The following is a 24524-nucleotide window of genomic DNA, read 5'->3' as shown; positions in this document are numbered from 1 at the left end:
TAATATTGGTAATGTTTATTACTCAGTTCTATCCAATGCGATGTAGCTTAAAAGGCCATTTAACCGTCAAGTGCTACTTAGCATTGGCAGCTTGTATCTGAGCTTGCACATGCTGCATAAACTCAGGCATATTGGCGACGCGATCGGCCTCTATTTTTTGGGCAATGTCAGATTGACTCATGGTCTTGTTCCATTCTTTCATACCGGGTATCTCTGCTAGCACATCCCAGTCAAGCTGGGCTTGCGCGCAGGCTTTGACGACAACGTTTACATAGTGCATATAGATGTCAGCCATCGTCAGCTCTTTACCGGCAATCCAAGGTGAAAACTGACACACCTGATTTAACGCACCAATACCACGGGTGAGCACTTGACGCACTTCTTCTTTGACGGTATCGGGCGCCTGTGTACCTGAAAATACATAAGGAATCAGTCGGCGGCTTGGTAATTCAAGATACAGCTCTGCTATTTTCATGATTTGGCGCACGGCTGCACGTTCGCTGGCATCGGTAGGGTATAGCGGCGTATCAGGATAAGTCTCTTCGATAAAGTCGCAAATGACATTGGCTTCTGACAAATTAAAACCTTCAGCCGTTGTGATAGCAGGTACTTTGCCAACGGGACTGACTTTTAGTAATTCGTCGCTACCAGCGAAGATTAAGTTTTCTTGGAAAGGTACTTCTTTATATAAGAGCGTATGTTTTACGATGTTGTAATAGTTGCTTGCGGCAAAACCGTGCAAAGTAATCATAAATTCGTCTTCCTTTATTGACGTAAAAGTTATTTTTGTTTGAGCTAATTAAGTTAAACACATTATTACTGGTTTTAATGTGGTTATATATAGGGTAAAACGTCAATCACTATTGCTTTTAAGACAATAATAAGACAAAAATGTTTTACTATTTATAAAAAGGTTTCGCTACTTATACTTAGGTATTTATTCAATGGAGAAATTGGTTGGATCAACTACGTGCAATACGATATTTCAGTAAAGTTGTGGAGACAGGTAGCTTTACCAAAGCGGCAAAGGCGTTCGGTGTACCGCCATCCTCATTGTCGAGACGCGTGTCCGACTTGGAGAAGAGCTTGGGTGCGACACTATTACAGCGCTCAACCCGAATTGTCAAACTGACGGAAGTAGGGCGTGTTTACTACAACGATGTACAGCAGATATTGAATCAACTCGAGCAAAGCAAAGAAACGGTTCGAAGTTACCAAACAACGCCAATGGGGCGTCTGCGTATCAGCTCGATGGTGGGATTCGGTGAAAAGATATTACTGCCGTTGTTAGAGGAGTTTAGCGAGTTATACCCTCAGATTGTACTCGATGTCAGTTTGAGTGATGAGCTATCTGCCCTTGGGCGTGATGATGTCGATATTGCGATTCGTGGTGGCTACGCACCAAACGAGCGGGTGCTGGCGATAAGACTGATGGATAACGAATTTATTCCAGTTGCATCTCCTAGTTATTTGGAAAAGTATGGCGTACCTGAGCATGTCATGGAGTTAAAAGAGCATAGAGGCCTTTATTTCAAAGCGCCAGCAGGGCCAACTCCTTGGCTGTGTTATGTGGATGAGCAATGGCACGATGTCTCAGGGCCTGTGGTCGCGATGTCAAATAACGGCCCATGGTTGGCACAAAAAGCCAGCAATGGCGAAGGTATCTTAATGTCCACGCGATGGGCGTTGGCGTCCTATCTTGAGTCGGGCGCGTTGCAAGAGCTGACGTTTGAGCATGAGTTGGCCGTCACTCAGCATGCGGATATGGCGATCTATTTGCTGTATCAAAAACAGCGTTATCTAGTGCCAAAAGTAAAGGCGGCGGTGGATTTTTTGGTTGAAAAGATAAAAGAAAAGAAGTGAGTAAAATAGCCTAAGTAAGAATTTTGTGATTAACTGATGCTAGCTAAATTTTCTGATTGTCTGATCTGAGATATCAGAAGAGCCTTTGTGTATTTACGTGCCTTTTGTTGGTAAAGTTAGCAGAGTTTGAAAGATAGGAATATTTAAGTTTATTAGTAACGTTCAAGTATCTGTTCCACTAGGGAACATGTTAGATACGCTGCCTACATTACAATCGGCTAATAGACTTGAAGTTGAGCTTAGTAGTGAGCACATGGTAACACTTACGCTTGATAATGAGCGTAGTGGATCATCTAAAGACTTACGATCAGTTTTACCATTAATCATTAATTGGTAGGCACCAAAATATAACCAGTGGTTGCTATGGGCTGCAATACGATTTGCGTTCTAAAGCCAAAGAACCAAGCGCTAAATGAATCAAAACGGAGTTGATATATGTTGGAAATTAGACCTAATTGTGAATGTTGTGATAAAGATTTAGTACCAGATTCTACCGAAGCAATGATTTGCACATACGAATGCACTTTTTGCGTCACATGTGTAAATGAAATATTAGAAAATGTATGCCCAAATTGTGGCGGTGGTTTTGTCCTTCGACCTATTCGACCTAAAATGGCTAGACGTGCAGGTTTAAGTATCAACCATCAGCCTCCTTCGATTGAAAGAGTACATACCAAATATAGTATAGAAGAACTTAAAGAGTTCTCAGCAAAAGTTAAATACACAAAACCCGAAGATCGATGATTAGTACATTCACATAACAAGCAATTTAAACGGAAATAGAGTAGTTGGATCAGTTTTGCTTCGCTACACATTATCAATAGTTTTTGTTTGCTTAATGGGGTGTTATGTTTTTAGAAGTTTTCGCTAATAATGATGCGAAATATATTGAACACACAAGTAGAGTTAGTCAAAAAATAGATATAACAAGCATTTGAAGCAAAGCTCAATCGGTAATAACCAATTGAGCCAGTATTGCCTATACAGTTACTCTATCGGAGACGGCTTGCCATGCGGGCTTGAGCGCAGGTACTGTTTGGGCGCTTTGACTTTTGCGCCAAGCTCGGCCGCCGCGTGCCAAGGCCAGTGCGGGTCGTAAAGCATGCCGCGTGCCAATGCAACCGCATCCGCTTGCTGCTCAACAATAATGCTTTGCGCTTGCTCGGCTTCGGTGATTAAGCCCACGGCGATGACAGGTATATTGACTGCTTCTTTTATCGCGGCGGCAAAAGGCACTTGATAGTTCGCCTTCACAGGGATTTGCTGCTGTGGGCTCAGTCCTGCGGTGCTCACATGGATATAATCACAGCCTAACGCCTCTAATGCTTTAGCCAGCTCAATCGTTTGGGTGAGGTCCCAGCCGCCCTCAACCCAATCGGTTGCAGACACACGCACACCCATGGGCTTTTCACTTGAAAACTCAGCCCGAACCGCTGTAAATACATCAAGTAACAAGCGCATTCTATTCTCAAGACTGCCGCCGTATTGATCATCACGTTGATTAGAAAGTGGCGATAAAAACTGATGCAATAGATAACCGTGCGCCCCATGAAGTTCAATTAAGTCAAGGCCCAGCGCGTCTGCGCGTTTTGCTGCATGGAAAAAATCGCTGATGAGCGTATCAATGTCATTTTGATCCATTGCTGTGGGTACAGTGGAATTTTCGTCATACGCAAGCGCCGACGGTGCCACCGTTTGCCAGCCATTTACCTCATCAGGGGCAATCGAACCGCCGCCGTCCCATGGTTTTTCGGTTGACGCTTTACGCCCAGCATGGGCAAGTTGGACGCCTATCGGCATCGGGCTGTACTGCCTGATTGCCGTTAGCGTTTTATCCAGTGCCGCTTGCGTCCTGTCATCCCATAATCCCAAATCAGCATAGCTGATGCGTCCTTGCGGGTTGACTGCCGTCGCTTCTAAAATAAGTAGTCCTGCGCCACTCAAGCTCATTTGGCCTAAATGAATCGTATGCCAATCGCTTGCCGCGCCGTCATTGGCAGAGTACTGGCACATGGGGGCGATGATGATGCGGTTGTCTAGTGTGAGTTGCCCAATTGTCAAAGGCGAAAAAAGCTGGCTCATAATGAATCCTTAAAAACGTGCCTAAAAGCACGTAAATACAATGCAAAAGCGATATGAGTGACTTATATGACTTATACGATTATCGCTTGAATAGTTGGTGGGGATGAACCGTTATTTTTATAGGGTACATTTAAATGATGCTAGCTAATATATAAATTACTCTCAATCATGTTTTTCATATGTAGCAGGCGAGGGGCGATGTCTTCTTCTAGCTTGGTGCGACTCAGGATAAAACTTGGCGCGCCGCAGTTAAAAGTCAGCAGGCCTTCCGTCGGGTGCATTAGCGCAATGGCAACCGCATTGACATCCTTTTGCCATTCGCTGATAGAAAAACAGTAGCCGTAATCTTCATAATCTTGAAAGGCTTTGTCTAGCCCTCGTCTGATCTTTAGCCAATCATCTTTATACTTATTGCGAATCGCATTTAGGATAAATTCTTGCTCAGCAGGCGGCATGCTGGCGAGGCAAGCTCGTCCCATCGAGCTTAAATGAATGGGGAGGTATGAGCCGATATTGCGCTGCATGGTCGTGCTACCAGCGCCCTGTACCACATTGAGATAGACCATCATTAACCGATCGCGAGTCGCCATAGCCACCGCACTATTGGCATAATCTGCCAGCTCTTCCATATAAGGGGTCGCGAGATTATTGATAGAGATGTTGGTCATCATCGTGTAGCCAAACCCAAGCACGCCTGTTGAGAGCTGATACTTGCTGCTATTGGTCGACTGTTTTAGATAGCCTAATTTTACCAAAGTGTATGTCAGACGAGTGATGGTACCTTTAGGAATCCCTGTTAGCTGACTGAGGTCTTGATTGCCCAAATAAGGGCGCTGCGGGGTAAAACAGCGCAGCAGCTCAAGACCGCGAGCCAATGCAGTGACAAACTGTCTATCGTTTTTGTCCCGCATTTCTGCAATGGGCTCTAAAAGCTCCATATGCATCTCACTATTAGCGTTGTCATTAGCAAGGGTATCATTCGTCATAGGTGGTCTATTATCCCCAATTAAGTCCATACAAGTATTATAAAAAGTGACTACTCAGGGCGTCCTATTAGCCAGTATCCACTTTCGGTACTGCTCTTATCGTCATATGCTAATGGTAGTCTATCCCTTTAATTATACTATATTAATGTATATTTACAGTCTTAGCATAGCATGATGCGGAAGGTTTATTTCGCTATGCGGTATGAACGGTAGTGATAGTTGTCATAAGAGGCATTATTATCCCTCTTGTGGGTCATACTGCTTTTCTTTGATAAATAAAGTTGGGATCAGACCACATAAGAAGTATGCGCCTGCCATTAGCAGTAGACCTGCACCGATAGAGTTATGCATGGCCATATAACCAATCGTAAGAGGGGCAAGAGCTGATCCTATACGTCCAATATTGTATGATCCACCCATTGCGGTACCTCTAATAGCTGTCGGGAAACTTTCGGTCAAATAGGTAGCGTTTATAGCATAAGGAATACCGTATAAAAAACCAAAGGTAATCATTAACCAGCCAATATTTTCTGGAGTGTGCATATAGATTAATACTGGAATAAATAAGGCTGTGCCCATCGTACCAAAGGCAAATACTATTTTGCGTCCAATCTTATCGGCTAGTAGACCTGCTATTACTTTTGCAAACATCATCGTTAGGTAAGTACCTGCCATATAGATAGCCATTTCTTTAAAATTGATACCTAATTCGGTTTCTAAGTAAGTAGGTAGCCAGTTACTGACACCAAAATAACCAAATAATAAAAGAGTTGAGCTCATAGTCCACAAAATAAACATGATGCGATGTCTAGGACTTTCAAATATGGCTCTATAAGAGTTTTTACGTTTTTCAATAGTATTATTCAAACCTTTGAGTTTGAGGGCACGAGACTCTTTCCAAGACTGTGGTTCAGATAATGTAAAATGCATTAAGACTGATAAAATAATTGGTATAAATGAGATGAAATAAATCGTACGCCAACCGTAATCAGGAATGATCCAAGCTGAAAGACTGCTGATAACTAAAGACCCTAAAGTGTAACCTGTCATTATTGTTGCGAGCACAGTGGTTCGATGCTGGGTAGGTACCATTTCTGACATTAAAGTATTAGCAGCAACATATAAGCTACCAAGACCTACGCAAGCGCCCACTCGTAGAATTATGAACTGCTCATAAGTTTGAGCAAATCCAACACAGCCAGACAATAATGCAAACAGGGCTGTAGCAGTCACCATAACACGCACCCGTCCAAAGCGATCACAGGCCCAACCACCGAAAAAACCACCAATTCCCATGCCGATTAATGACCAGCTACCCAAAGCACCAGCTTGTACATTAGTCAATCCAAACTCTAGCTTTAAACTAGAAAGAGTAAATGCAAGGATACCGACATCGGCTCCATCACATAATAAAACCAAGAAACAAAAAACAAAGGCGAGCTTCCAAGGTTGCTTTTGGGCAGCGCTTACATTTGGGTTGGACGTTATAGCGACACTTTTCACAATGTACATCCTTATCGTTGTGAGAATGAAAGACTAATTTGAGGCGTGGTGGTAGAGATAGAGGGAACGGCATCCGCATCCTAGCAAATACCGCCTTGTGTTTTGATGGGTGAATCAGTTGCGTGATTACTCGCTGGCTTCTTTGATCATGTTACGGGCAATGATGACTTGCTGAATTTGCGTGGTACCTTCATACAGACGATAGAGACGGACATCACGATAAAAACGCTCAATACCATAGTCTGCGATATAGCCTGCGCCGCCATGGATCTGTACCGCTCTATCAGCTACGCGGCCACACATTTCGGTTGCAAACATTTTGGCGCATGAGGATTCGGTCACGACATCTTTGCCTTCATCACGTAGACGCGCCGCATCTAGTACCATGGATTTGGCAGCATAAATCTCAGCTTTTGAGTCAGCGAGCATACCTTGAATGAGCTGAAAACTGGCAATGGGTTGACCAAATTGCTTACGCTCGACCGCATAGTTGAGCGCGTCATTTAGCATGCGGGTCGCGGCGCCAGTACTGGCTGCTGCAATATGCAAGCGTCCTTTGTCTAAGACTTTCATCGCCGTTTTAAAACCCACGCCCTCGACACCGCCAATGAGTGCATCAGCTGGCACGACACAGTTATCAAAGATGACATCACAGGTATGTGCGCCTTTTTGCCCCATTTTTTTATCAATCTTGCCCAAGGTAATACCCGGCGTGTCACTCTCCACAATAAATGCCGAAATACCGCCAGAGCGTTTGTTTTGCGGATCGGTGCGTGCCATGACAGTGAAGACGCCAGCTTGCGGGGCGTTGGTGATATAGCGTTTGGTACCATTAATGATATAAGTATCACCATCTCTAACAGCGGTTGTTTTTAATGAGGCTGCATCTGAGCCTGACTCCGGCTCGGTCAAACAGAATGAACCAATGATCTCCCCACTGGCGAGGCGAGGCAGATACTTCTGCTTTTGCGCTTCCGTCCCATCAATCACAAGACCAGATGAGCCAATACCATTATTTGTCCCTATTAATGAACGAAACGCGGGGGAGGTGCGTCCTAGCTCAAATGCCAACGTCACTTCTTCTTCCATTGTGACACCCAGTCCGCCGTACTCTTCAGGGATAGTCAGCCCAAATAGCCCAAGCTCGCGCATCTGTTCAATGATGTCTTCTGGTAGACGGTCGTTTTCTGCGACCCAATGCTCCATAGGAATCAGTTCATCGTTAACAAAGTTGCGAATGGTCTGGGTAATGTGGTCGAGGGTCTCTTTATCTCTAATCATGTGAATCTTCCTTGTTTGATTAATGCCTGATAGTCATAACGGCTTTTTGATGGTGTTAGTAATGCGATACTAAGTAATTTGGTGAGCTTGCTAAACAGCATAATCCATGGATTATTAAATTACAATAGTTTTGGTTTAAAATACCGCAATGCGGTATTTTTATTATAAATATGATAATTATTCTCTATAATTTTTCTCATTTAACCAATTTTTTCCCTTCACAAACGAAAATAAACAGTATATATTGATATTAAATACCGCATAGCGATATTTTTATTTCAAAAATAATCGTTTTAATACGTATTTGTACTTTATTGTGTATTTGTACTTTATATCGGAATGATGTTTAAGGAGTGGATCATGGAAGAGCAAATCCTTATTTGTGAAAAACAAGGAGACGGCGTGAGTGTCATTACACTCAATCGTCCTAAAGTGCGCAATGCATTGAACGGTGAATTACGCCAGCAAATGGCGGATCTGTTCATTCAATTAAATGAGGATTCACAAACCAAAGCGATCGTGCTGACGGGTGGTGACAAGGTGTTTGCTGCTGGTGCCGATATTAATGATTTCTTAACTGCAAAAACGTCGGATGTATATTTGCGCCGCAGTGAACGATATTGGGAAGCCATTACCAACTGCCGCAAGCCCATTATTGCTGCCGTCAATGGCTATGCGCTTGGCGGCGGATGTGAGCTGGCAATGCATGCTGACATTATCGTCGCAGGCAAGTCTGCCAAATTTGGGCAGCCCGAGATCAAAATAGGACTGATGCCAGGGGCTGGCGGGACGCAGCGTTTGTTTCGTGCCATTGGCAAACACAAGGCCATGAAGATGGTACTCACGGGCGATATGATCAGTGCTGATGAGGCGGATACCATGGGATTGGTATCCGAAGTCGTCGAAGATCAGTTCACCATCACTCGCGCCATTGAGATCGCTGAGCAGCTGTCAAAGTATTCTCCTATTGCCTTAGCGCAAATCAAAGAAGTGGCGAATCTGGGTGTTGATATGTCCTTAGAGGGCGCGCTAGCACTCGAGCGTAAAGCCTTTCAGATTCTGTTCGATACGCATGATCAAAAAGAAGGCGCCAAAGCCTTTTTAGAAAAACGCCCTGCAGAGTATAAAGGCTATTAAGGGGCAGACGACGCTTATATCTTTTGAGGTCCACGCCGACCAAATCCTATCGCAAATTATGTAGAGAATCATTATGACCGTGAAAACACTTGCCATTGTAGGCACTGGTATTATGGGTATGGGTATTGCCCAAATTGCTGCCCAAGCTGATATCCAAGTCCTTTTATATGACGCCAAAGCAGGCGCGGCTGAGCAAGGGCGACACTCCTTGCAAGCCATGCTCGAAAAGCTCACCGCTAAAGGCAAATTCAGCGATGACGAGCTACAGTCGATGTTAAGCAACTTAACCGTCGTCCAAGAGTTAGGCCAGATTGCTACTGCTGAGATCGTGGTTGAAGCCATTATCGAAAATCTAGATATTAAAAAACAGCTTTTTGCTCAGTTAGAAGAGGTTGTCACCCCCGATACTATTTTGGCGACCAATACCTCCTCATTATCAGTCACCGCCATCGCTGCTGACTGCGATCATCCAGAGCGCGTGGCAGGGTTTCACTTTTTTAACCCCGTACCACTGATGAAAATCGTCGAGATTATTCCGGGCCTTTCTACTCAGCAATCAGTCGTTGACGCGCTCACTGATTTGGCCAAACGAATGGGTCATCTGGGCGTAGTGGCAAAAGACACACCCGGATTTATCGTCAACCATGGTGGCAGAGCCTATGGTACCGAAGCATTAAAAATATTGGGTGAAGGCGTTGCAAGTTTTGAGCAAATCGATCGCATTTTGCGTGATGGTGCAGGGTTTCGTATGGGGCCATTCGAGCTAATGGATCTTACGGGCGTTGATGTGTCTCATCCTGTGATGGAGTCAATTTATAACCAGTTCTATCATGAAGCGCGCTATCGTCCGCATCCATTAACCCGTCAGATGCTGGTAGGCAAAAAGCTCGGCCGTAAGGTTGGTGAAGGTTTTTATCAATACGAAAAAGGTCAGAAATTGCCAATGGACGGCGCTCAAAATCAATCGTCCAAAGCGCTTGTATCTGATGCCGTTATTACCTCAGTTTGGGTTGGCGCTGATCTGGCAGAAGATAAAACGCAGCTGATTGATTACTTAAATGCTCATGACGTCACTATTGATAATAACGACACACCACACCCTGATAGTTTGGTGCTGCTCGCCATCTATGGCGAGGATACGACCAATGCCGCGATTCGTTATCACATCGATCCCAAGCAAGCGGTTGCGATTGATATGCTCACCGAACTCAACAAGCATCGTACGTTGATGCCAAGTCTTATTACACAAGCGCGATTTGTGGCGCAAGCCTACGCACTATTTAGCAGCAGCACAGGTAATAAAGGCTCAGATAGTCGTGAAGCAAATACGCAAGAAACGTGCAGTGCTACCTTGATTACCGAAAGTACAGGCTTTGTGGCACAGCGGGTGGTCGCCATGGTAATCAATCTTGGCTGTGACATCGCAATGCAAAAAATTGCCACGCCAGAGGATATCGATAATGCTGTCAAGCTTGGGCTAGGGTATCCATACGGCCCTATCTCTTGGGGCGATCACCTTGGGGCCTCGCGTGTGCTGCTCATTTTAGAGCGTATCTACGGACTAACCGGCGATCCACGCTATCGCCCAAGTCCTTGGTTACAGCGCCGCGCCAAACTGGATGTGTCATTGTTCACTCAGCAGACTATTTATTAATACAAACAGCAAAATATGGTTATCAAACCATTATTCAAAGTTAAAAAATACAACAAGGAAACGTTATGTTAGATGCCTATATTTATGATGGATTAAGAAGCCCTTTTGGTCGCTATGTCGGTGCATTGGCAACGGTGCGTCCTGATGATCTGGTCGCCACCGTGATAAAAGCGTTGGTCGAGAAACATCAATTGCCAAGTGATGTGTTTGATGAAGTGCTGCTAGGCAGTGCCAACCAAGCGGGCGAGGACTCTCGTAACATCGCGCGTAACGCTGCTCTGTTGGCAGGGCTGGATGTCACCACGCCAGGTCAGACCGTCAATCGCCTGTGTGCGTCAGGTCTGTCTACTGTGGTCGATGCTGCGCACAGTATCACGTGTCATGAAGGGGATATTATTTTGGCGGGTGGTGTGGAGTCGATGACGCGTGCGCCTTTTGTCTTTGCCAAGACAGAAAAGCCGTTTAGCCGTGACTTTAAAGTATTTGACACGACCATCGGTAGCCGTTTTCCTAACCCAAAGATTATTGAGCAGTTCGGTAGCGATACCATGCCGCAGACGGGTGACAACGTTGCTCATAAATATGGCATTACGCGCGAGGAAGCGGATAAGTTTGCCGCCGCATCGCAATCCAAGTATCAAGCTGCCAAACAAGCAGGATTTTTTGACGATGAGATAACGCTTATCACCGTCTCACAAGGTAAGAAGTTGCCTGAAAAAGTCATTAAAGATGATGAGCATCCTCGCGCCAGCTCCGATATTGCAGCGCTACAAAAGCTTAAACCTTTAAATGAAAATGGCATAGTCACCGCAGGTAATGCATCCGGTATCAATGATGGCGCTGTCGCGCTCATTATTGGCTCAAAACAAGCAGAAAAAAAGCTAGGTTTTAAGCCGATCGCCAAAATTTTGTCATCAGGTGCGATGGGGGTTGAGCCTAACATCATGGGTGTCGGGCCTGTTGAAGCGATTAAGCTGGCACTAAAGCGTGCGGATTTGACCCTTGATGATATGTCTGTTATTGAGATCAATGAAGCCTTTGCCTCACAGGTACTGGGTTGTCTAAAAGGGTTGGATATTGATTTTGATGATAAGCGTGTCAATCCCAATGGCGGCGCCATCGCGGTCGGGCATCCGCTTGGCGCATCTGGTGCCAGAATCGCTTTGAGTACGGCGCGAGAGTTGCAGCGTACGGGCGGCAAATACGCAGTGGTCAGCTTGTGTATTGGCATCGGGCAAGGACTTGCTATGGTGATAGAGCACGTCTGATATTAAAAGCACGCTTACTACATTACTGATTATCAAGGACAGTTTATTATCAAGGATGACACTATGACAACCATACTCAATCAACATGACAACTACCATCAAGCCGAAGAAGCGTATGGGTTTCCACTGATTATTAAGCAGCTACTCAATCGTGCCAAAATGGCTTCCACCAACCAAACCATTAGCTATGCGGACAAAGTTACTTATACCTATGCTGAATTTTTTAAGCGTATCAATCGCTTGGCCAATGTCCTAAAAAACATGGGTTTGCAGGCAGGTGATGTGGTCGCGGTCATGGACTGGGACAGTCATCGTTACCTTGAGGCATACTTTGCCGTGCCAATGTCTGGCATGATTTTACAAACGGTCAATGTGCGCTTATCAGAAGATAAAGTGCTGTACACCATCAATCATGCTGCGCCAAAAGCATTGCTGTTAAATGCTGAATTCGCACCAATGATTAAAGACTATCGTGACGATGTGCCGTCTATTGAGCATATGATGTGGGCGGATGATGCAGAGGATGACAAGGCAGGTGGTGAGAAAGCAGGTAGTGAGAAAACAGAGCTGCCTGATTATGTCGATGGTGAGTACGAGTCGCTATTGGCCGCCGCTAGTGATGAGTTTGATTTTCCAGATTTTGATGAAAACACTATCGCCACCACATTCTATACCAGTGGTACGACAGGCGATCCAAAAGGAGTTTTCTTTACCCATCGACAGATTGTGTTGCAAACTTTGGCAAGTACGCTATCAACAGCGCTCAATGCTGAAGGTCAAGGTGTTCGCTATAACGATGTCTATATGCCAATGACGCCGTTATTCCATGTTCATGCATGGTGCTGGCCATATGGTGCCACCATGATAGGACTCAAGCAAATTTATCCAGGGCGATACAATCCAGGGGCACTGGTTGACCTGATTGAAAATCATAAAGTTACATTATCACATGGCGTTCCAACAATTTTACAAATGTTACTCAAGGAGATCGCAGCCCGAGGACGCAAATTTAATGGTCTTAAGCTGATGGTAGGTGGTTCTAAAATAAATAAAGGCTTGGCTAAGAATGCTATTGATATGGGTGTAGAGTTTATGCCTGGTTTTGGAATGTCAGAATCCTGTCCAGTATTAGCTAGAGCAGTATTCAATGATAAAACAACTGCAATGTCCATAGAAGAACAGCTCAATTATCGTTGTCTGTCAGGTTCACCCATTATGTTAGTGTCGATGGAAATTTGGGATGAAAATGGTAAACCACAACCCATGGATGGTGAGTCGACGGGCGAGCTTGTGATACGAGCGCCGTGGCTGACCCAAAGCTATTTTAAAAACCCCGATGCAGGTAATGAGCTGTGGAAAGGTGGCTGGATGCATACGCAGGATATCGCTTGTATGACAGCTGATGGCACGCTCAGCATTACCGATAGGCTAAAGGACGTCATCAAGTCAGGCGGTGAGTGGGTATCCTCGCTTGAGGTTGAGACTATTTTATCCTTTCATCCGAGCGTGGCTGATATCGCGGTGATTGGTGTTCCAGATGAGCGCTGGGGCGAGCGTCCTCTCGCCTTGATTGTACTAAAGCCAGATTATATCGATACAACATCGACAGATATTTTGGCACTGGGTCATCAAGCGGTTGAGAAAGGTCATTTGCCAAAATATGGCGTGCCAAGTGAAGTGAGGTTTTTGTCAGAAATGCCAAAAACCAGCGTCGGTAAACTCGATAAAAAACGCATGCGTTCGATGTACTCAGAAAATTTAATCTAACCAAACAAACCTATCACCATCACGGTGACTTTGATAATAGAGAAAATTTGTATAAACCCTAGTGTCTGCATAAATGCTAGGGATGGGGGAGGTGTGTTTCATGAGCACCCTGAGTCACACGCATCATCTGTATAACAAAACCTGCCTAATAAAAAGAGACAAGCTATGGAAGCGGTTCCTACATTCCCAGAAATACAAGAGATTGTCATAAGCGATGACAATCACCCGTTACATGGCTTTACGGTGATCTATCCTCAGCAAGTGGAATGGGGCGATATGGATACCTTTGGTCATGTCAATAATGTGGTTTATTATGAATATTCTCAAAACGCTCGTATTTACTACAACAGACGGCTTGGTTTATTTAACGAAAAAACGTTTTCGGTGATGGCAGCCTCGTCATGCCGATATCTCAAATCAGTTGCTTATCCTGATGAGTTATGGATTGGCGTCAAGGTCAAGAAAATCGGAAACTCAAGTTTGATTCATGAATATACCTATTATAGTACGGTGCTTGAGGCAGTCGTTGCGATAGGCGAGTCGGTTTTGGTCTATCTCGATAAGTTGAGTGGACAAAAAAAACCGATCGATGAGACGCAAAAAAAAGCCATTGCAGCATTAGAGAATATCGACTAAGAAGCATAGAGTTAAATTCACAAGCTAAGATGGAGCAGTGTGCTGATACGGTCAAAAAATGTCGCTGGAGCTTGGCGGCAATGTATTGTTACTGAACTCGCTTGGTGGTATCAAAGAGACAAAAATTGGTCTTTGTGAAATATTTATAAATGCTGTATCGGTTCGTCCCAATAGGGCGGTGAACCGTAATACCCTTCGATAAAGTCAATAAAGCACCTGATTTTGTGCGGCAACAGTTTTTTATGGGCATACACCGCATACAATCCTAGCGTCTCGGGTTCGTAATCAGGTAACACCATCATAAGCTCCCCTTTACTCAGTGCTTCACTCGCAATAAATGTGGGCTGCAGTGCTATTCCAGCCCCAGCCACTGCAGCATTGACAAGCAAATCCCCGTTATTACTGGTTAGCTCTGAGTTTGGCTGATTGGTGGTATCTAGCCACTGATAAATATCTTCTTTGCCGTATTTTTCCATATAACTATAATGCAAATACCGATGGTTTTTCAGATCTTCAGGCTTGCTAGGCACGCCATGCTTTTTGAGATAGTCAGGGGAGGCACACAAGATGACGCGGACAGGCGCAACTTGCTTGGCAATCAGTGACGAGCTTTTAAGCTGACCGATACGAAGCGCCACATCAAATCCCTCTTCAACGATATCTACTTTGCGATCGTTCAGCTGCAAATCGACATTGACCGAAGGATAAAGTGCCTGAAAATCTGTGACCAATTTTGCCATGTGTTTTAGCGCAAAGGACACAGGCGCGCTTATTCTTAACATGCCTTTTGGGTTTTGTTGAAACCCACCTAATTTGGACTCCATATCGTCGATACTGAGCAACAATTGCTGTGCATGCTCGAAGTAGTGAGTACCTGCCTCCGTCAGACTGACTTTACGAGTAGTGCGGTTCAATAAACGTATGCCCAGTCGATCTTCTAACTTTGACACATATTTACTCACCAACTGCGGCGACAGTTGCATGGCTGTGGCGGCATTGCTAAAACTGCCCTCAATCACCACCGATACAAACGCCCGTATCGCATCAATTCTATCCATTATTTAGGTCTTCCTTCCAGCGGTTATCAATATTCTCTTGTCATTCATCTTACGCTGTTGCTTGACTGATAGTAAAGTATGTCGCCGCACCAGAAGTATGCTCTTTTAATAGAAAAACAAATCAGCCCCGTTAACAGACAACTATTTAGAATAATTGAAGCCAATATAGAGTGTGATTTAACGTGCATATCAGCAATATCTTTAAATCACAAGGCAGGTTAGGGTCTATCACATAGCCATACGGAAAAAGGTTTACCTTTAATACCTTTCGTTATAACATAACGTTTTTTTTTGAAATGTTATAATATAACGGAAAGTATGTGAAGAAAATTGGCTTGATTTCGGTATTGGTGGTGCTAGCAGGGCTGGCGTGGTATGTCATTGCTGGTGCGCAAACAGCGGGCAATAACGCGACGAATACAGCGGCAAACGATGACAGTCAGCAGGATTTGATCGTGGTGACGCCGTGGGAGCTAACCTCCGCTGATCCTAGTAAGTCAGGGTTTATTTTTCAGCGTTTGCAGATTGCTGAAACGCTGGTAGATGCCAAACAAAATGCAGAGCTACAGCCCATGCTGGCACAAAGTTGGTCTGCCAATGAGAAAGGGGATGTGTGGACGTTTGTGCTACGTGATGGCGTGAAATTCCATGACGGCTCGCCACTGACAGCGGATGCTGTGGTAAAAAGCCTGCAGGTCGCGCTCAGCAAACCCACCGCTCTAGAGTCGGCTGCAATCTCAGACATCAAAGCCATTGACAGCGAAACGGTTGAGATCAGCCTAGAGCGACCACTGATGTCTTTCCCCGCTTATTTGGCGCATGCGACCAGTATCATTTTGGCGACCTCATCGTTTAACGAGAATAACGAAGTCACTCAGCTGATCGGTACAGGGCCATACTATGTCACCAAATTTGAGCCACCACAAAAAATCGAGCAAAAAGCCTTTGCCGATTACTGGGGTGAGAAAGCCAAGATTCAGGACGTCACTTATTTAGCCAATAGTCGCAGCGAAACGCGCACCCTGCTGGCGCAGAGCAAGCCCAATTATTTGGTATTTACCTTAGATTCAGCGAGTCTAACCCGCCTAAAGCAAGACCCCAATCTACAAGTTCAGTCAAAGTCATTGGCGCGTACTATCGAATATAAAGTCAATGCGGACAATTCGTTTTTTAGCGATGTGCGTGTTCGTCAAGCGCTTAGTGATGCCATCGACAGACAAGCCATTGCTCAATCTGTGATGCATGCTGACAATGCCGCCGCCGCGCAAATTTTGCCGCCGATTTTTAAAGACTGGCAAATCAATACCCCAAATCAGAAGCCTGACCCTCAAGCTATTAAGCAGCGCCTATTAGACGCAGGCTTTACTGAAGATAGTGATGGCATGCTCCAAAAAGACGGCAAGCCCTTTAAATTTACTTTACGCACATTTTCAGATCGTCCTGAATTACCCATTATTGCCACCGCCTTACAAGCACAGTGGAAAAAAATCGGGGTAGATGTGGACGTGTCCGTGGGTAATTTTTCAGAGATTCCATCAGGCCATCAAGACGGCACGCTGGAGATGGGGTTATATGCACGTAACTACGGCATGACGCCTGATCCAGTCGGCTCGCTGGTAGAGGATTTTGACCCACAAGGTAGCGATTGGGGCGTGATGAATTGGCAAAATCCAGAGCTGACCAAGCGTTTATTGACGCTTGAGACGACCAAGGGCAATGATGTCGCGACAAAACAGAGAGTCTCGCAAATCATCTTTGATGAGCGTCCTATCGTGCCTGTGGTGTACTACCAACAAAACGCCGCCGCGCATAAGTCATTAAAGGGCTTAGAAATCGATGGTTTGGAGCGAAACTTTTATTTAAACAAGTTGTCTTGGTAAGTCGTGTTTACTGTCATTTGATTTGTAACGCCAATTCTTTATAACACTAAAAAATTGTAATGGATAACTATGTTTAAATATATTGCTCATCGAGTGCTGCAACTGCTCTTGGTTATTTGGTCGGTCGGTACATTGACTTTTGTACTGACTCGCAGCTTGCCCGGTGATATGGCGTACCGCATCGCGGCTAGTCGCTACGGTTATGACCAAACCGATGCCGCCGCCGCCGCACTGGTGCGCTCAGAGCTTGGTTTGGATCAACCATGGTGGCAGAGCTACTTTGATTGGTTGCTTGATTTGGTTCAGTTCAATCTTGGTCACTCCTTGGTCACTCCTTGGTCAGTGGCGAGTCAGTATGGGCTGAGATTGCACATCAGTTTGGGCACACGTTGTCTTTAGCATTGGCGGCATTGGTGATATCGATTTTTATCGGGCCGCCGCTTGGCCTGCTTGCCGCACAAAAACCCAATGGCTGGTTTGATCGTCTGACGTTGGTGGCGAGTACCGTACTGCGTTCTGTGCCTATCTTTATTATTGGTATCGCGCTCATCACGCTACTCGCCGTCCAGATAAAATGGCTGCCCGCTGCAGGTTATGGCACGCCGCAGCATTATATTTTGCCTGCTTTGACGCTAGCGATTGGTTTGTCTGCGGTGTCGGTTCGCGTGAGTCGCCATGCGATGGTACAGGTACAAACGTCTGAATATTATGATTTTGCCAAGCTTAAAGGACTGAATAAATGGACGGCGTTTTGTCGGCATGGTTTACGTAACGTGACCATTCCGATTTTGGCTTATCACTCAGTACAGCTCGTGTATTTGGTAGAAGGTGTGGTGATTGTGGAGAGTTTGTTTGCTTGGCCTGGTAGTGGTCATGCGTTGGTGCATGCCATCGTCGCGCGTGATGTGCCGATGATACAAGGCACCGCGTTGATTATGGGCGGTATGTTTGTGGTGCTCAATATGGTGGTGGATTTGCTCAGTGGGTTGATTGATCCGCGTATTGATTTGGCACGTTAATCATTACTGCCAAAGCTATTGTCAAAACGCTTTATCACAGAATGACAACTACAAACCCAAGCCATAAATTAAAGCCACAAACTGAAGCCACATGAGGAATTATGATTTTATGACTATTTTTAGCGGGGTTCATGCCCTACAACCAGTACAAAAATTTGGCGGACTACTACTCATTTTATTATTAGTTTTTGCGTTTTTGCAGCCGCTGTACTATCCGATAGATGCCGACATACAAGACCTTGGTAATATGCTGCAATCGTCCAGTGTCAGCCATTGGTTTGGCACCGATCACTTTGGTCGAGATATGCTGGCACGCGTCGCGTCTGCCATTCGTTTATCGTTTTTACTGATTGTCCTATCGGTAGGCTTTGCCCTATTTTTTGGACTATTGATGGGTGTGCTCAGCGGCTATTTTGGCGGCTGGGTGGATAAGATATGCACGTTTTTGTGTGACATTATCATGGCGCTACCGGGGCTGCTGTTCGTCTTATTGTTTGCAGCGATTGCGCCTAACACCTTTTGGTCGCTGTATCTGGGTATTTCTTTGGTGCTTTGGGTTGAGTTCTTTCGCATGGTGCGTGCCATGACCCAAACGATCGCCAGTAGTCGCGAGATCGAAGCGTCGCGTTTGATGGGTATGGACTTTTTCTATTGTTTTAAACGACATTTTTTACCCAAGATTTTGCCCGTTGTTGCCACTCTAAGTGCTTTTGCGGCAGGTAATGCGGTGCTCGCGCTTGCCACGCTAGGCTTTATCAATGTTGGTTTGCGTCCACCGACCGCCGAGCTGGGGCTGATGATGACGGAGCTGTTTCCGTATTATTATCAAGCGCCGTTTGTGTTTCTCCAGCCCATTATTGCCGTCTTTATTCTGGTATTAAGCCTACAATTACTCTCAGGAAAAATGAAATGATCGCGCATACAGCAGGAGACAATACTGACAAGGCCGCCACAAATGTCTTGGTAAAAACGGACAACTTGGCAGTGTTTACCAAGTCGGGTCTGGGTTTGGTTGAGCCCATCAGCGTTACGTTATATAAAGGCCAAAATCTGACCATTTTGGGTGAAACAGGGTCGGGTAAAAGTTTGCTAGCGCAAGCCATCATGGGCGCGCTGCCTGATGAGCTGGTGAGCCGCGGCGATATTTTGATCGAAAACCAAGCGTTGACCAAGCCGCAGCTGCGTGCCTACTGGGGACGCCGTATGGCGATGCTGCCGCAAGAGCCAAGCCGTTCGCTGAATCCCACGATGGATGTACTCAGTCAAGTGTGGGAGAGCCTATATTTTGTCGCCAAACAAGACAACAAGGTCAGTAAGCAATTGGCACAAGAGAAGATAGAGAAGCTAGGGCTGGGCAAATTTTCGGCGTACTATCCGCATGAGCTGTCAGGTGGCATGGCGCAGCGAGCCTCCTTTGCGATTGCCACCTCGGGCGGCGCGTACATTGTCATCGCTGATGAGCCGACCAAAGGTCTAGATGAGATCAACAAACAAGCGGTGATTAATCTGCTCAAAAACGTTGCCCGCGATGGCGGCACACTACTGACCATCACCCATGATATTGATGTGGCAAGAGCGCTGAGCCTGGGTGCTGATGATCGCATCATGGTAATGAAAAAAGGCAAACTGCTAGAGCAAGGTAAAGGCGAGCAGGTATTGAATCAACCCGTGTCAGACTACGCCAAACAACTCATCGCTGCCGCGCCTGATAATTGGCCAGCAAAAAATAGCGCAATCATTGAAGAGCAACCCTTACTGACCGCAAAAGATGTGAGTTTAGCGCGTGGTACACGAGTATTGTTTGAGGGTTTGAGTTTTCGTCTAAAGCGCGCTGAAGTCCTTGGGGTGATTGGCGGTAGTGGTATCGGTAAAAGTTCATTAGGGGACGCGCTCTGCGGCCTGCTTAAACCAGCTGGCGGCGCGATCACATGGCAGACCAAACCCAAGCGCCATCAAGTGCTCAAACTGTATCAAGATCCGCCTGCTGCTTTTGCTTCGCATGTACCACTGCAAACTCTGCTAAATGATGTCATCCGCAAGCATCGCTTAGATGCCAGCCGCGTACCTGAATTATTGGAGAAGCTAAAGCTAGATAAGCAGATTCTCACTCGCAATGCGCTGAATGTCTCGGGTGGGGAATTGCAACGCGTGGCGATTTTGCGTGCACTACTTTTCAACCCTGTGTTGCTGTTCGCCGATGAGGTCACCTCTAGACTCGATCCCATTACTCAAAAAGAAACGCTGGATTTACTGGTGGCGCAGTGCCAAGCGCAGCAGTGCACGCTGGTGATGGTCAGTCACGATCACCACATCATGCGCCATTACTGTCATCAAGTGATTGATTTGGAGGATTTCGCCAAGTTGTAATGGCTGTTAAAAAATAAGCAACTGTCGATATTTTTTATAAAAGACGAGTTGATCTCATTGCTTTAACGTCCGTTCCTAACGATATCAATAGCTTGGCTGGGCGTACGCAGTAGCGTTACTTTCGCTTAACAACTACATACGTGGCCATCGTTGACAGCCCAACTTTAATCTGGGCATGATGGTAGCGAGTAACCCTCATTGCAGCATATTAACCACGACTAGACTTATCAAAGGAGCATGATATGAAAGCGGCACGTTTTTATGACAAAGGTGATATCCGTATTGAAGACATCCCAGAGCCTACTGTTGAGGCGGGTACAGTCGGTATCGACGTAGCATGGTGCGGTATTTGCGGCACGGACTTGCATGAGTTTATGGAAGGGCCTATTTTTATTCCGCCATGTGGTCACCCGCATCCCATCTCAGGCGAGTCCGCACCCATCACCATGGGGCATGAGTTCTCGGGCGTGGTCTACGAAGTCGGCGAGGGTGTCGATGATATTGAGGTCGGTCAGCACGTGGTGGTTGAGCCGTATATCATCGCCGATGACGTCTCTACCGCTGAAGGGGAGAACTATCATTTATCAGAAAATATGAACTTCATTGGTCTGGGTGGACGCGGTGGCGGTTTGTCAGAGAAAATCGCGGTCAAGCGCCGCTGGGTACATCCTATCTCAAACGATATTCCACTAGACCAAGCAGCGTTGATTGAGCCTTTATCGGTGGGCTATCACGCTTTTGTCCGTAGCGGCGCAAAAGAAGGCGATGTGGCATTGGTCGGCGGCGGTGGCCCCATCGGTCTGTTATTGTCGTCAGTTTTAAAAGCCAAAGGTCTGACGGTGATTCTGACCGAGCTGAGTGCCAAGCGTAAAGAAAAAGCCAAAAACAGCGGCGTGGCTGAATATGTCTTAGACCCGACTGAAGTGGATCTTAAAGAAGAGGTGATGAAAATCACTGATGATCGCGGCGTGGACGTGGCGTTTGAATGTACCAGTGTCAATGCGGTGCTCGACTCACTCGTCGAGCTGACCAAACCTGCTGGCGTGGTGGTGATTGTCTCTATCTGGAGCCATCCTGCAGAAATCAGCGTGCATAGCGTGGTGATGAAAGAGCTGGATATTCGCGGTACTATTGGATATGTGAACAATCACGAAGACACCATCAAACTGGTCGAAGACGGACTTGTCGATCTTGAGCCGTTTATTACTCAGCGCATCAAATTAGATGATTTGATTTCAGAAGGATTTGAAACGCTGATTCACAACAATGAATCTGCGGTAAAAATCATCGTGAATCCAAATTTATAAGGGATATGTTTGATTAAAATTGGCTTTGTAAAGTGATAGCCAATGATAAGAAAAAAGCGCCATCTTATTAGAATGGCGCTTTTTTATGGATTTTTGACTGTATATACTGTGATGACAAAATCGAAATCGGCTCTACAATTTACCGTTCAGATATTGGATTTCACCATAGCCAAAACTCCAATCCACATCAGTATTGGTCATAAAAGAGATAAACAAATCTTTTGGGTCGAGCGCGCAATGCGTCTGGAGCTTGTCTGCCATCAACTCACAAAATTTCTTTTTCATTACTGTTGCGCGCGGACTGGTAAATACTTGAATAACGATGGCGGCTTCTGTGCGCTCAAACCCCAAACCTGTATCGAGCAAAATCATACGTCCGGGCTTATGCTCAGTGACGATTTGATATCGGTCTCGCTCAGGCACTTCAAACGCGCTCACGACACAGTCTTGCACTGTATTCATTAGCATTTTAAGCTCGTCGTCGCTGCGACCTTCAGTCACGTCTATTCGTACTAGTGGCATGTTTTTATCCTTATATAATTATAATTATGGCAAATCGTCATTGACGCCCAGTGTGCTCATGCGATGATAATAGTCGCAGCTATCATCATCGATAGCCGCTTTAGCTTCAGTGATATTCTCGTAATTATTTTTTGACATTCATTGCTGGACGGTCAATATTCAGCCTTTTGATATTTCTCAAGCCACCGATAGGCATATCTTTGATGTGTTGGTTCAAGCGCTTGCTGTGTCAAGGTTAGATGATAAATTTATGGATGCTAATCATAATCAGTGCATTTAACGAATGTGCTTGAGTACTTTGATTATATATTTTTTAGTGAAAATATGAGATGTTTTGGAGTATCATAAACCATCAAAATAATACAAAATAAGATTTTAGGTGAAAAAATTGAGGAAATATGAGTCTCTACATAGAGATAATAGCTGAGTTGACACGAGCAATTACAGGGTCTCTTTATACGGATGATCAAATAAAATCGATAACTAAAGGTGCTACAGGCAAATACCTCAAAGAGTTTTTCCCCGAGACTAGAGATGAAAGACTCTCTAGAGATAGGGCTGACTCTGCTCGCAACCATATTGAAGCAGCATCAGCAATAATCCATGATATGCAAGAAGATCTTGAGACACAAGATAAAAAGTTGAATACGCTTTTAGAAACTATTGATGAGAAAAAGAAGCTAGCTGATCGATATCAAACATTAGCGGATACAAACAAAGAGGCTTTTGATGCTTTTCGAATTGAAATGGAAGAGGCGCTTCGTAAGGAGCTAGTAGAACAAGCCAATACTGGAAAGCGAACAAGACAGCTAGCCGCTGGAATTATATGGATAATCACGTTGATAGCTGGTGCAGCATTCAGTACTTACTTCAGAGAACTCCTTGTTTGGGCTACTACCATCTATTAGAGCAGAAATATATTGTTGCATTATTTCATGCAATACGTCACATAGGGTTTTGCACAAAGGTGCTCCATGATTTGGACGAGTTACAGCGCGTTAGGATGAATATTAATGTCAAGTTTAAACAAACTAATCTGTTTATTATTACGCCCTTTAGCCTTACCCAAATCAAAGTCGAATGATAAGCCCCCAAATCGAGCCTTGATCATTCCAGTTTCCACCACTATCAAAGCAGCGGAAACTGATAAACATTGGCATACACAAAGATAGCGACCAAAATACTCACAACACTAAACCATAGCATATACACCGACCCTTTCGACCACGACACACGCCAATTGATTTTGCCCCGTGCGGTCAGCCATTCCGTCACACTGATCGCAATGATCAGCCACAGCGACCCCACCAAAAACCCGCCCAGCACATCACTCAGATAGTGCTCGTTTAACACGATTCGGCTCAATCCTATAAGCAGACATAATAAAAGTGCAAGCGATAATATCCGCACTTGGTGAATAAAGCTTTGGCTAAAGCGAATCGCCATATAAGCGAGAAACCCATACAGCGCAATACTAATAGTCGCATGACCACTGGGAAAAGAGTAGGTGTGTTCCATCAGCAAAATATCGATCGGTCGCGACCGCTGAAAAGCCATCTTGCTCAAAAATGTAAAAGCGGTACTGCCTATGGTTGAGATTAGCAGACCGACCAAAATATAAGGCTGGCGCACGACCGCGCAGAGGATAGCTGTCAGTAGAATGATCAAGCAAGTAATCGGTGTAGAGCCTAAGCTGGTGATAAAAACAAACGCAGGCACGATGCTCGAATCTTGTAACACGCTCATATGCTGCGACACAAACAGATCGGTGGTCACAATAGAGTCCGCGTTCACCACATCTTCGACCAAGCCTGCAAACAGCGCCAAGATATATATATTTAAAAGTGTCAAAATGGTGAGAATCAGACCAGAAAAATGACCACGAGCAAAGCGCTTGGTGATCAATCCAAACATTGCTGGGTATTTTTGCTGTAGACGTACCATCAGCGGTAGGCGTGCGATATGTTCGCGCAACCAAAAATCGATACGAGAAATTAATCCCAATATCCGCTTACCATAGCGAATCATGAGGCGCTGTATCAGCCATAACAGCGCTATCGTCAAAATAAGCACCATGCCTAAGCTGATGAGCTGAGGGTGTTGTTCAATGAGCGCAATCATGGATAGCTTATTCCTTTATCGTGGCTGATATGGCATTGAATAATGCGCTTATCATCGTGTCTACTATGTCGGT

General features: G+C 45.3%; 22 protein-coding genes. 14 read left to right on the top strand and 8 right to left on the bottom strand.

Features of this window, described 5'->3' with window-relative positions:
* Positions 1 to 73 precede the first annotated feature (73 nt).
* Positions 74 to 751 (bottom strand): glutathione S-transferase family protein, encoded by a 678-nt coding sequence (locus QO189_RS07910; RefSeq protein ID WP_371532291.1) that lies wholly within the window; start codon positions 749 to 751, stop codon positions 74 to 76.
* Between the two features lie 206 nt (positions 752 to 957).
* Between QO189_RS07910 and QO189_RS07905 the strand changes: the two genes are divergently transcribed.
* Both QO189_RS07905 and QO189_RS07900 read left to right on the top strand, forming a co-directional pair.
* Entirely contained in the window at positions 958 to 1863 is a 906-nt protein-coding gene (locus tag QO189_RS07905) for a LysR family transcriptional regulator (RefSeq protein WP_371532290.1), read from the top strand.
* Positions 1864 to 2298: 435 nt separating this feature from the next.
* On the top strand, positions 2299 to 2607 hold the full coding sequence (locus QO189_RS07900) for a DUF1272 domain-containing protein (protein ID WP_371532289.1): 309 nt from the start codon (positions 2299 to 2301) through the stop codon (positions 2605 to 2607).
* Between the two features lie 243 nt (positions 2608 to 2850).
* On the opposite strand, the gene QO189_RS07895 is transcribed toward QO189_RS07900, so the two are convergent.
* The 4 genes from QO189_RS07895 to QO189_RS07880 all read right to left on the bottom strand — a co-directional run bounded on the left by QO189_RS07895 (position 2851) and on the right by QO189_RS07880 (position 7715).
* On the bottom strand, positions 2851 to 3945 hold the full coding sequence (locus tag QO189_RS07895; protein ID WP_371532288.1) for an NADH:flavin oxidoreductase/NADH oxidase: 1095 nt from the start codon (positions 3943 to 3945) through the stop codon (positions 2851 to 2853).
* A gap of 140 nt (positions 3946 to 4085) precedes the next feature.
* Positions 4086 to 4931 (bottom strand): IclR family transcriptional regulator, encoded by an 846-nt coding sequence (locus tag QO189_RS07890; RefSeq protein WP_198332320.1) that lies wholly within the window; start codon positions 4929 to 4931, stop codon positions 4086 to 4088.
* Positions 4932 to 5168: 237 nt separating this feature from the next.
* Positions 5169 to 6434, bottom strand: a complete 1266-nt coding sequence (locus QO189_RS07885) for an MFS transporter (protein ID WP_371532287.1) — start codon at positions 6432 to 6434, stop codon at positions 5169 to 5171.
* Positions 6435 to 6560: 126 nt separating this feature from the next.
* Complete coding sequence (locus QO189_RS07880) at positions 6561 to 7715, bottom strand: acyl-CoA dehydrogenase family protein (RefSeq protein ID WP_371532286.1); 1155 nt, start codon at positions 7713 to 7715, stop codon at positions 6561 to 6563.
* Positions 7716 to 8075: 360 nt separating this feature from the next.
* Between QO189_RS07880 and QO189_RS07875 the strand changes: the two genes are divergently transcribed.
* From QO189_RS07875 to QO189_RS07855, 5 genes are all read left to right on the top strand, one after another.
* Positions 8076 to 8852, top strand: a complete 777-nt coding sequence (locus QO189_RS07875; protein ID WP_371532285.1) for an enoyl-CoA hydratase — start codon at positions 8076 to 8078, stop codon at positions 8850 to 8852.
* A gap of 73 nt (positions 8853 to 8925) precedes the next feature.
* Positions 8926 to 10506 (top strand): 3-hydroxyacyl-CoA dehydrogenase, encoded by a 1581-nt coding sequence (locus QO189_RS07870; RefSeq protein ID WP_371532284.1) that lies wholly within the window; start codon positions 8926 to 8928, stop codon positions 10504 to 10506.
* A 65-nt stretch (positions 10507 to 10571) separates the two neighbouring features.
* Positions 10572 to 11774 (top strand): 3-oxoadipyl-CoA thiolase, encoded by a 1203-nt coding sequence (locus QO189_RS07865; protein WP_371532283.1) that lies wholly within the window; start codon positions 10572 to 10574, stop codon positions 11772 to 11774.
* A 63-nt stretch (positions 11775 to 11837) separates the two neighbouring features.
* Positions 11838 to 13541: a fatty acid--CoA ligase gene (locus QO189_RS07860; protein WP_371532282.1), complete on the top strand. Its 1704-nt coding sequence runs from the start codon at positions 11838 to 11840 to the stop codon at positions 13539 to 13541.
* Positions 13542 to 13706: 165 nt separating this feature from the next.
* A complete protein-coding gene (locus tag QO189_RS07855; RefSeq protein ID WP_371532281.1) occupies positions 13707 to 14177 on the top strand; it encodes an acyl-CoA thioesterase in 471 nt (156 codons plus the stop codon).
* 143 nt (positions 14178 to 14320) lie between these two features.
* On the opposite strand, the gene QO189_RS07850 is transcribed toward QO189_RS07855, so the two are convergent.
* Positions 14321 to 15235 carry a LysR family transcriptional regulator gene (locus tag QO189_RS07850; protein WP_371532280.1) on the bottom strand — a complete coding sequence of 305 codons (915 nt, stop codon included), beginning with the start codon at positions 15233 to 15235 and terminating at the stop codon, positions 14321 to 14323.
* A 320-nt stretch (positions 15236 to 15555) separates the two neighbouring features.
* On the opposite strand from QO189_RS07850, the gene QO189_RS07845 reads away from it, so the two are divergent.
* The 6 genes from QO189_RS07845 to QO189_RS07820 all read left to right on the top strand — a co-directional run bounded on the left by QO189_RS07845 (position 15556) and on the right by QO189_RS07820 (position 21808).
* Complete coding sequence (locus tag QO189_RS07845; protein ID WP_371532279.1) at positions 15556 to 17115, top strand: ABC transporter substrate-binding protein; 1560 nt, start codon at positions 15556 to 15558, stop codon at positions 17113 to 17115.
* Between the two features lie 69 nt (positions 17116 to 17184).
* Positions 17185 to 17514, top strand: coding sequence for a hypothetical protein (locus tag QO189_RS07840; protein WP_371532278.1), 330 nt, complete (start codon positions 17185 to 17187; stop codon positions 17512 to 17514).
* Positions 17451 to 18134 carry an ABC transporter permease gene (locus QO189_RS07835; protein WP_371532277.1) on the top strand — a complete coding sequence of 228 codons (684 nt, stop codon included), beginning with the start codon at positions 17451 to 17453 and terminating at the stop codon, positions 18132 to 18134. Before QO189_RS07840 ends, QO189_RS07835 begins: the two co-directional genes overlap by 64 nt.
* 109 nt (positions 18135 to 18243) lie before the next feature.
* The gene (locus QO189_RS07830) at positions 18244 to 19047 is read left to right on the top strand and encodes an ABC transporter permease (protein WP_371532276.1); all 804 of its coding nucleotides are present in this window, start codon (positions 18244 to 18246) and stop codon (positions 19045 to 19047) included.
* A complete protein-coding gene (locus QO189_RS07825; protein WP_371532275.1) occupies positions 19044 to 20501 on the top strand; it encodes an ABC transporter ATP-binding protein in 1458 nt (485 codons plus the stop codon). The genes QO189_RS07830 and QO189_RS07825 overlap by 4 nt, the downstream gene beginning before the upstream one ends.
* 242 nt (positions 20502 to 20743) lie before the next feature.
* Entirely contained in the window at positions 20744 to 21808 is a 1065-nt protein-coding gene (locus QO189_RS07820) for a 2,3-butanediol dehydrogenase (RefSeq protein ID WP_371532274.1), read from the top strand.
* Positions 21809 to 21940: 132 nt separating this feature from the next.
* On the opposite strand, the gene QO189_RS07815 is transcribed toward QO189_RS07820, so the two are convergent.
* Positions 21941 to 22330 carry a tautomerase family protein gene (locus tag QO189_RS07815; RefSeq protein ID WP_371532273.1) on the bottom strand — a complete coding sequence of 130 codons (390 nt, stop codon included), beginning with the start codon at positions 22328 to 22330 and terminating at the stop codon, positions 21941 to 21943.
* A gap of 398 nt (positions 22331 to 22728) precedes the next feature.
* Here QO189_RS07815 and QO189_RS07810 point away from each other — a divergent pair, with 398 nt between their 5' ends.
* The gene (locus QO189_RS07810) at positions 22729 to 23238 is read left to right on the top strand and encodes a hypothetical protein (RefSeq protein WP_371532272.1); all 510 of its coding nucleotides are present in this window, start codon (positions 22729 to 22731) and stop codon (positions 23236 to 23238) included.
* 220 nt (positions 23239 to 23458) lie between these two features.
* Here the strand turns inward: QO189_RS07810 and QO189_RS07805 are convergent, their stop codons facing one another.
* Positions 23459 to 24451 carry a phosphatase PAP2 family protein gene (locus QO189_RS07805; protein WP_371532271.1) on the bottom strand — a complete coding sequence of 331 codons (993 nt, stop codon included), beginning with the start codon at positions 24449 to 24451 and terminating at the stop codon, positions 23459 to 23461.
* Positions 24452 to 24524 lie beyond the last annotated feature (73 nt).

The sequence above is a fragment of the Psychrobacter sp. Arc29 genome, assembly GCF_041431175.1.
Classification (GTDB): Bacteria; Pseudomonadota; Gammaproteobacteria; order Pseudomonadales; family Moraxellaceae; genus Psychrobacter.
The sequence above is the reverse complement of the archived record's forward strand: the minus strand, read 5'-3'. Positions and strand labels throughout refer to the sequence as shown.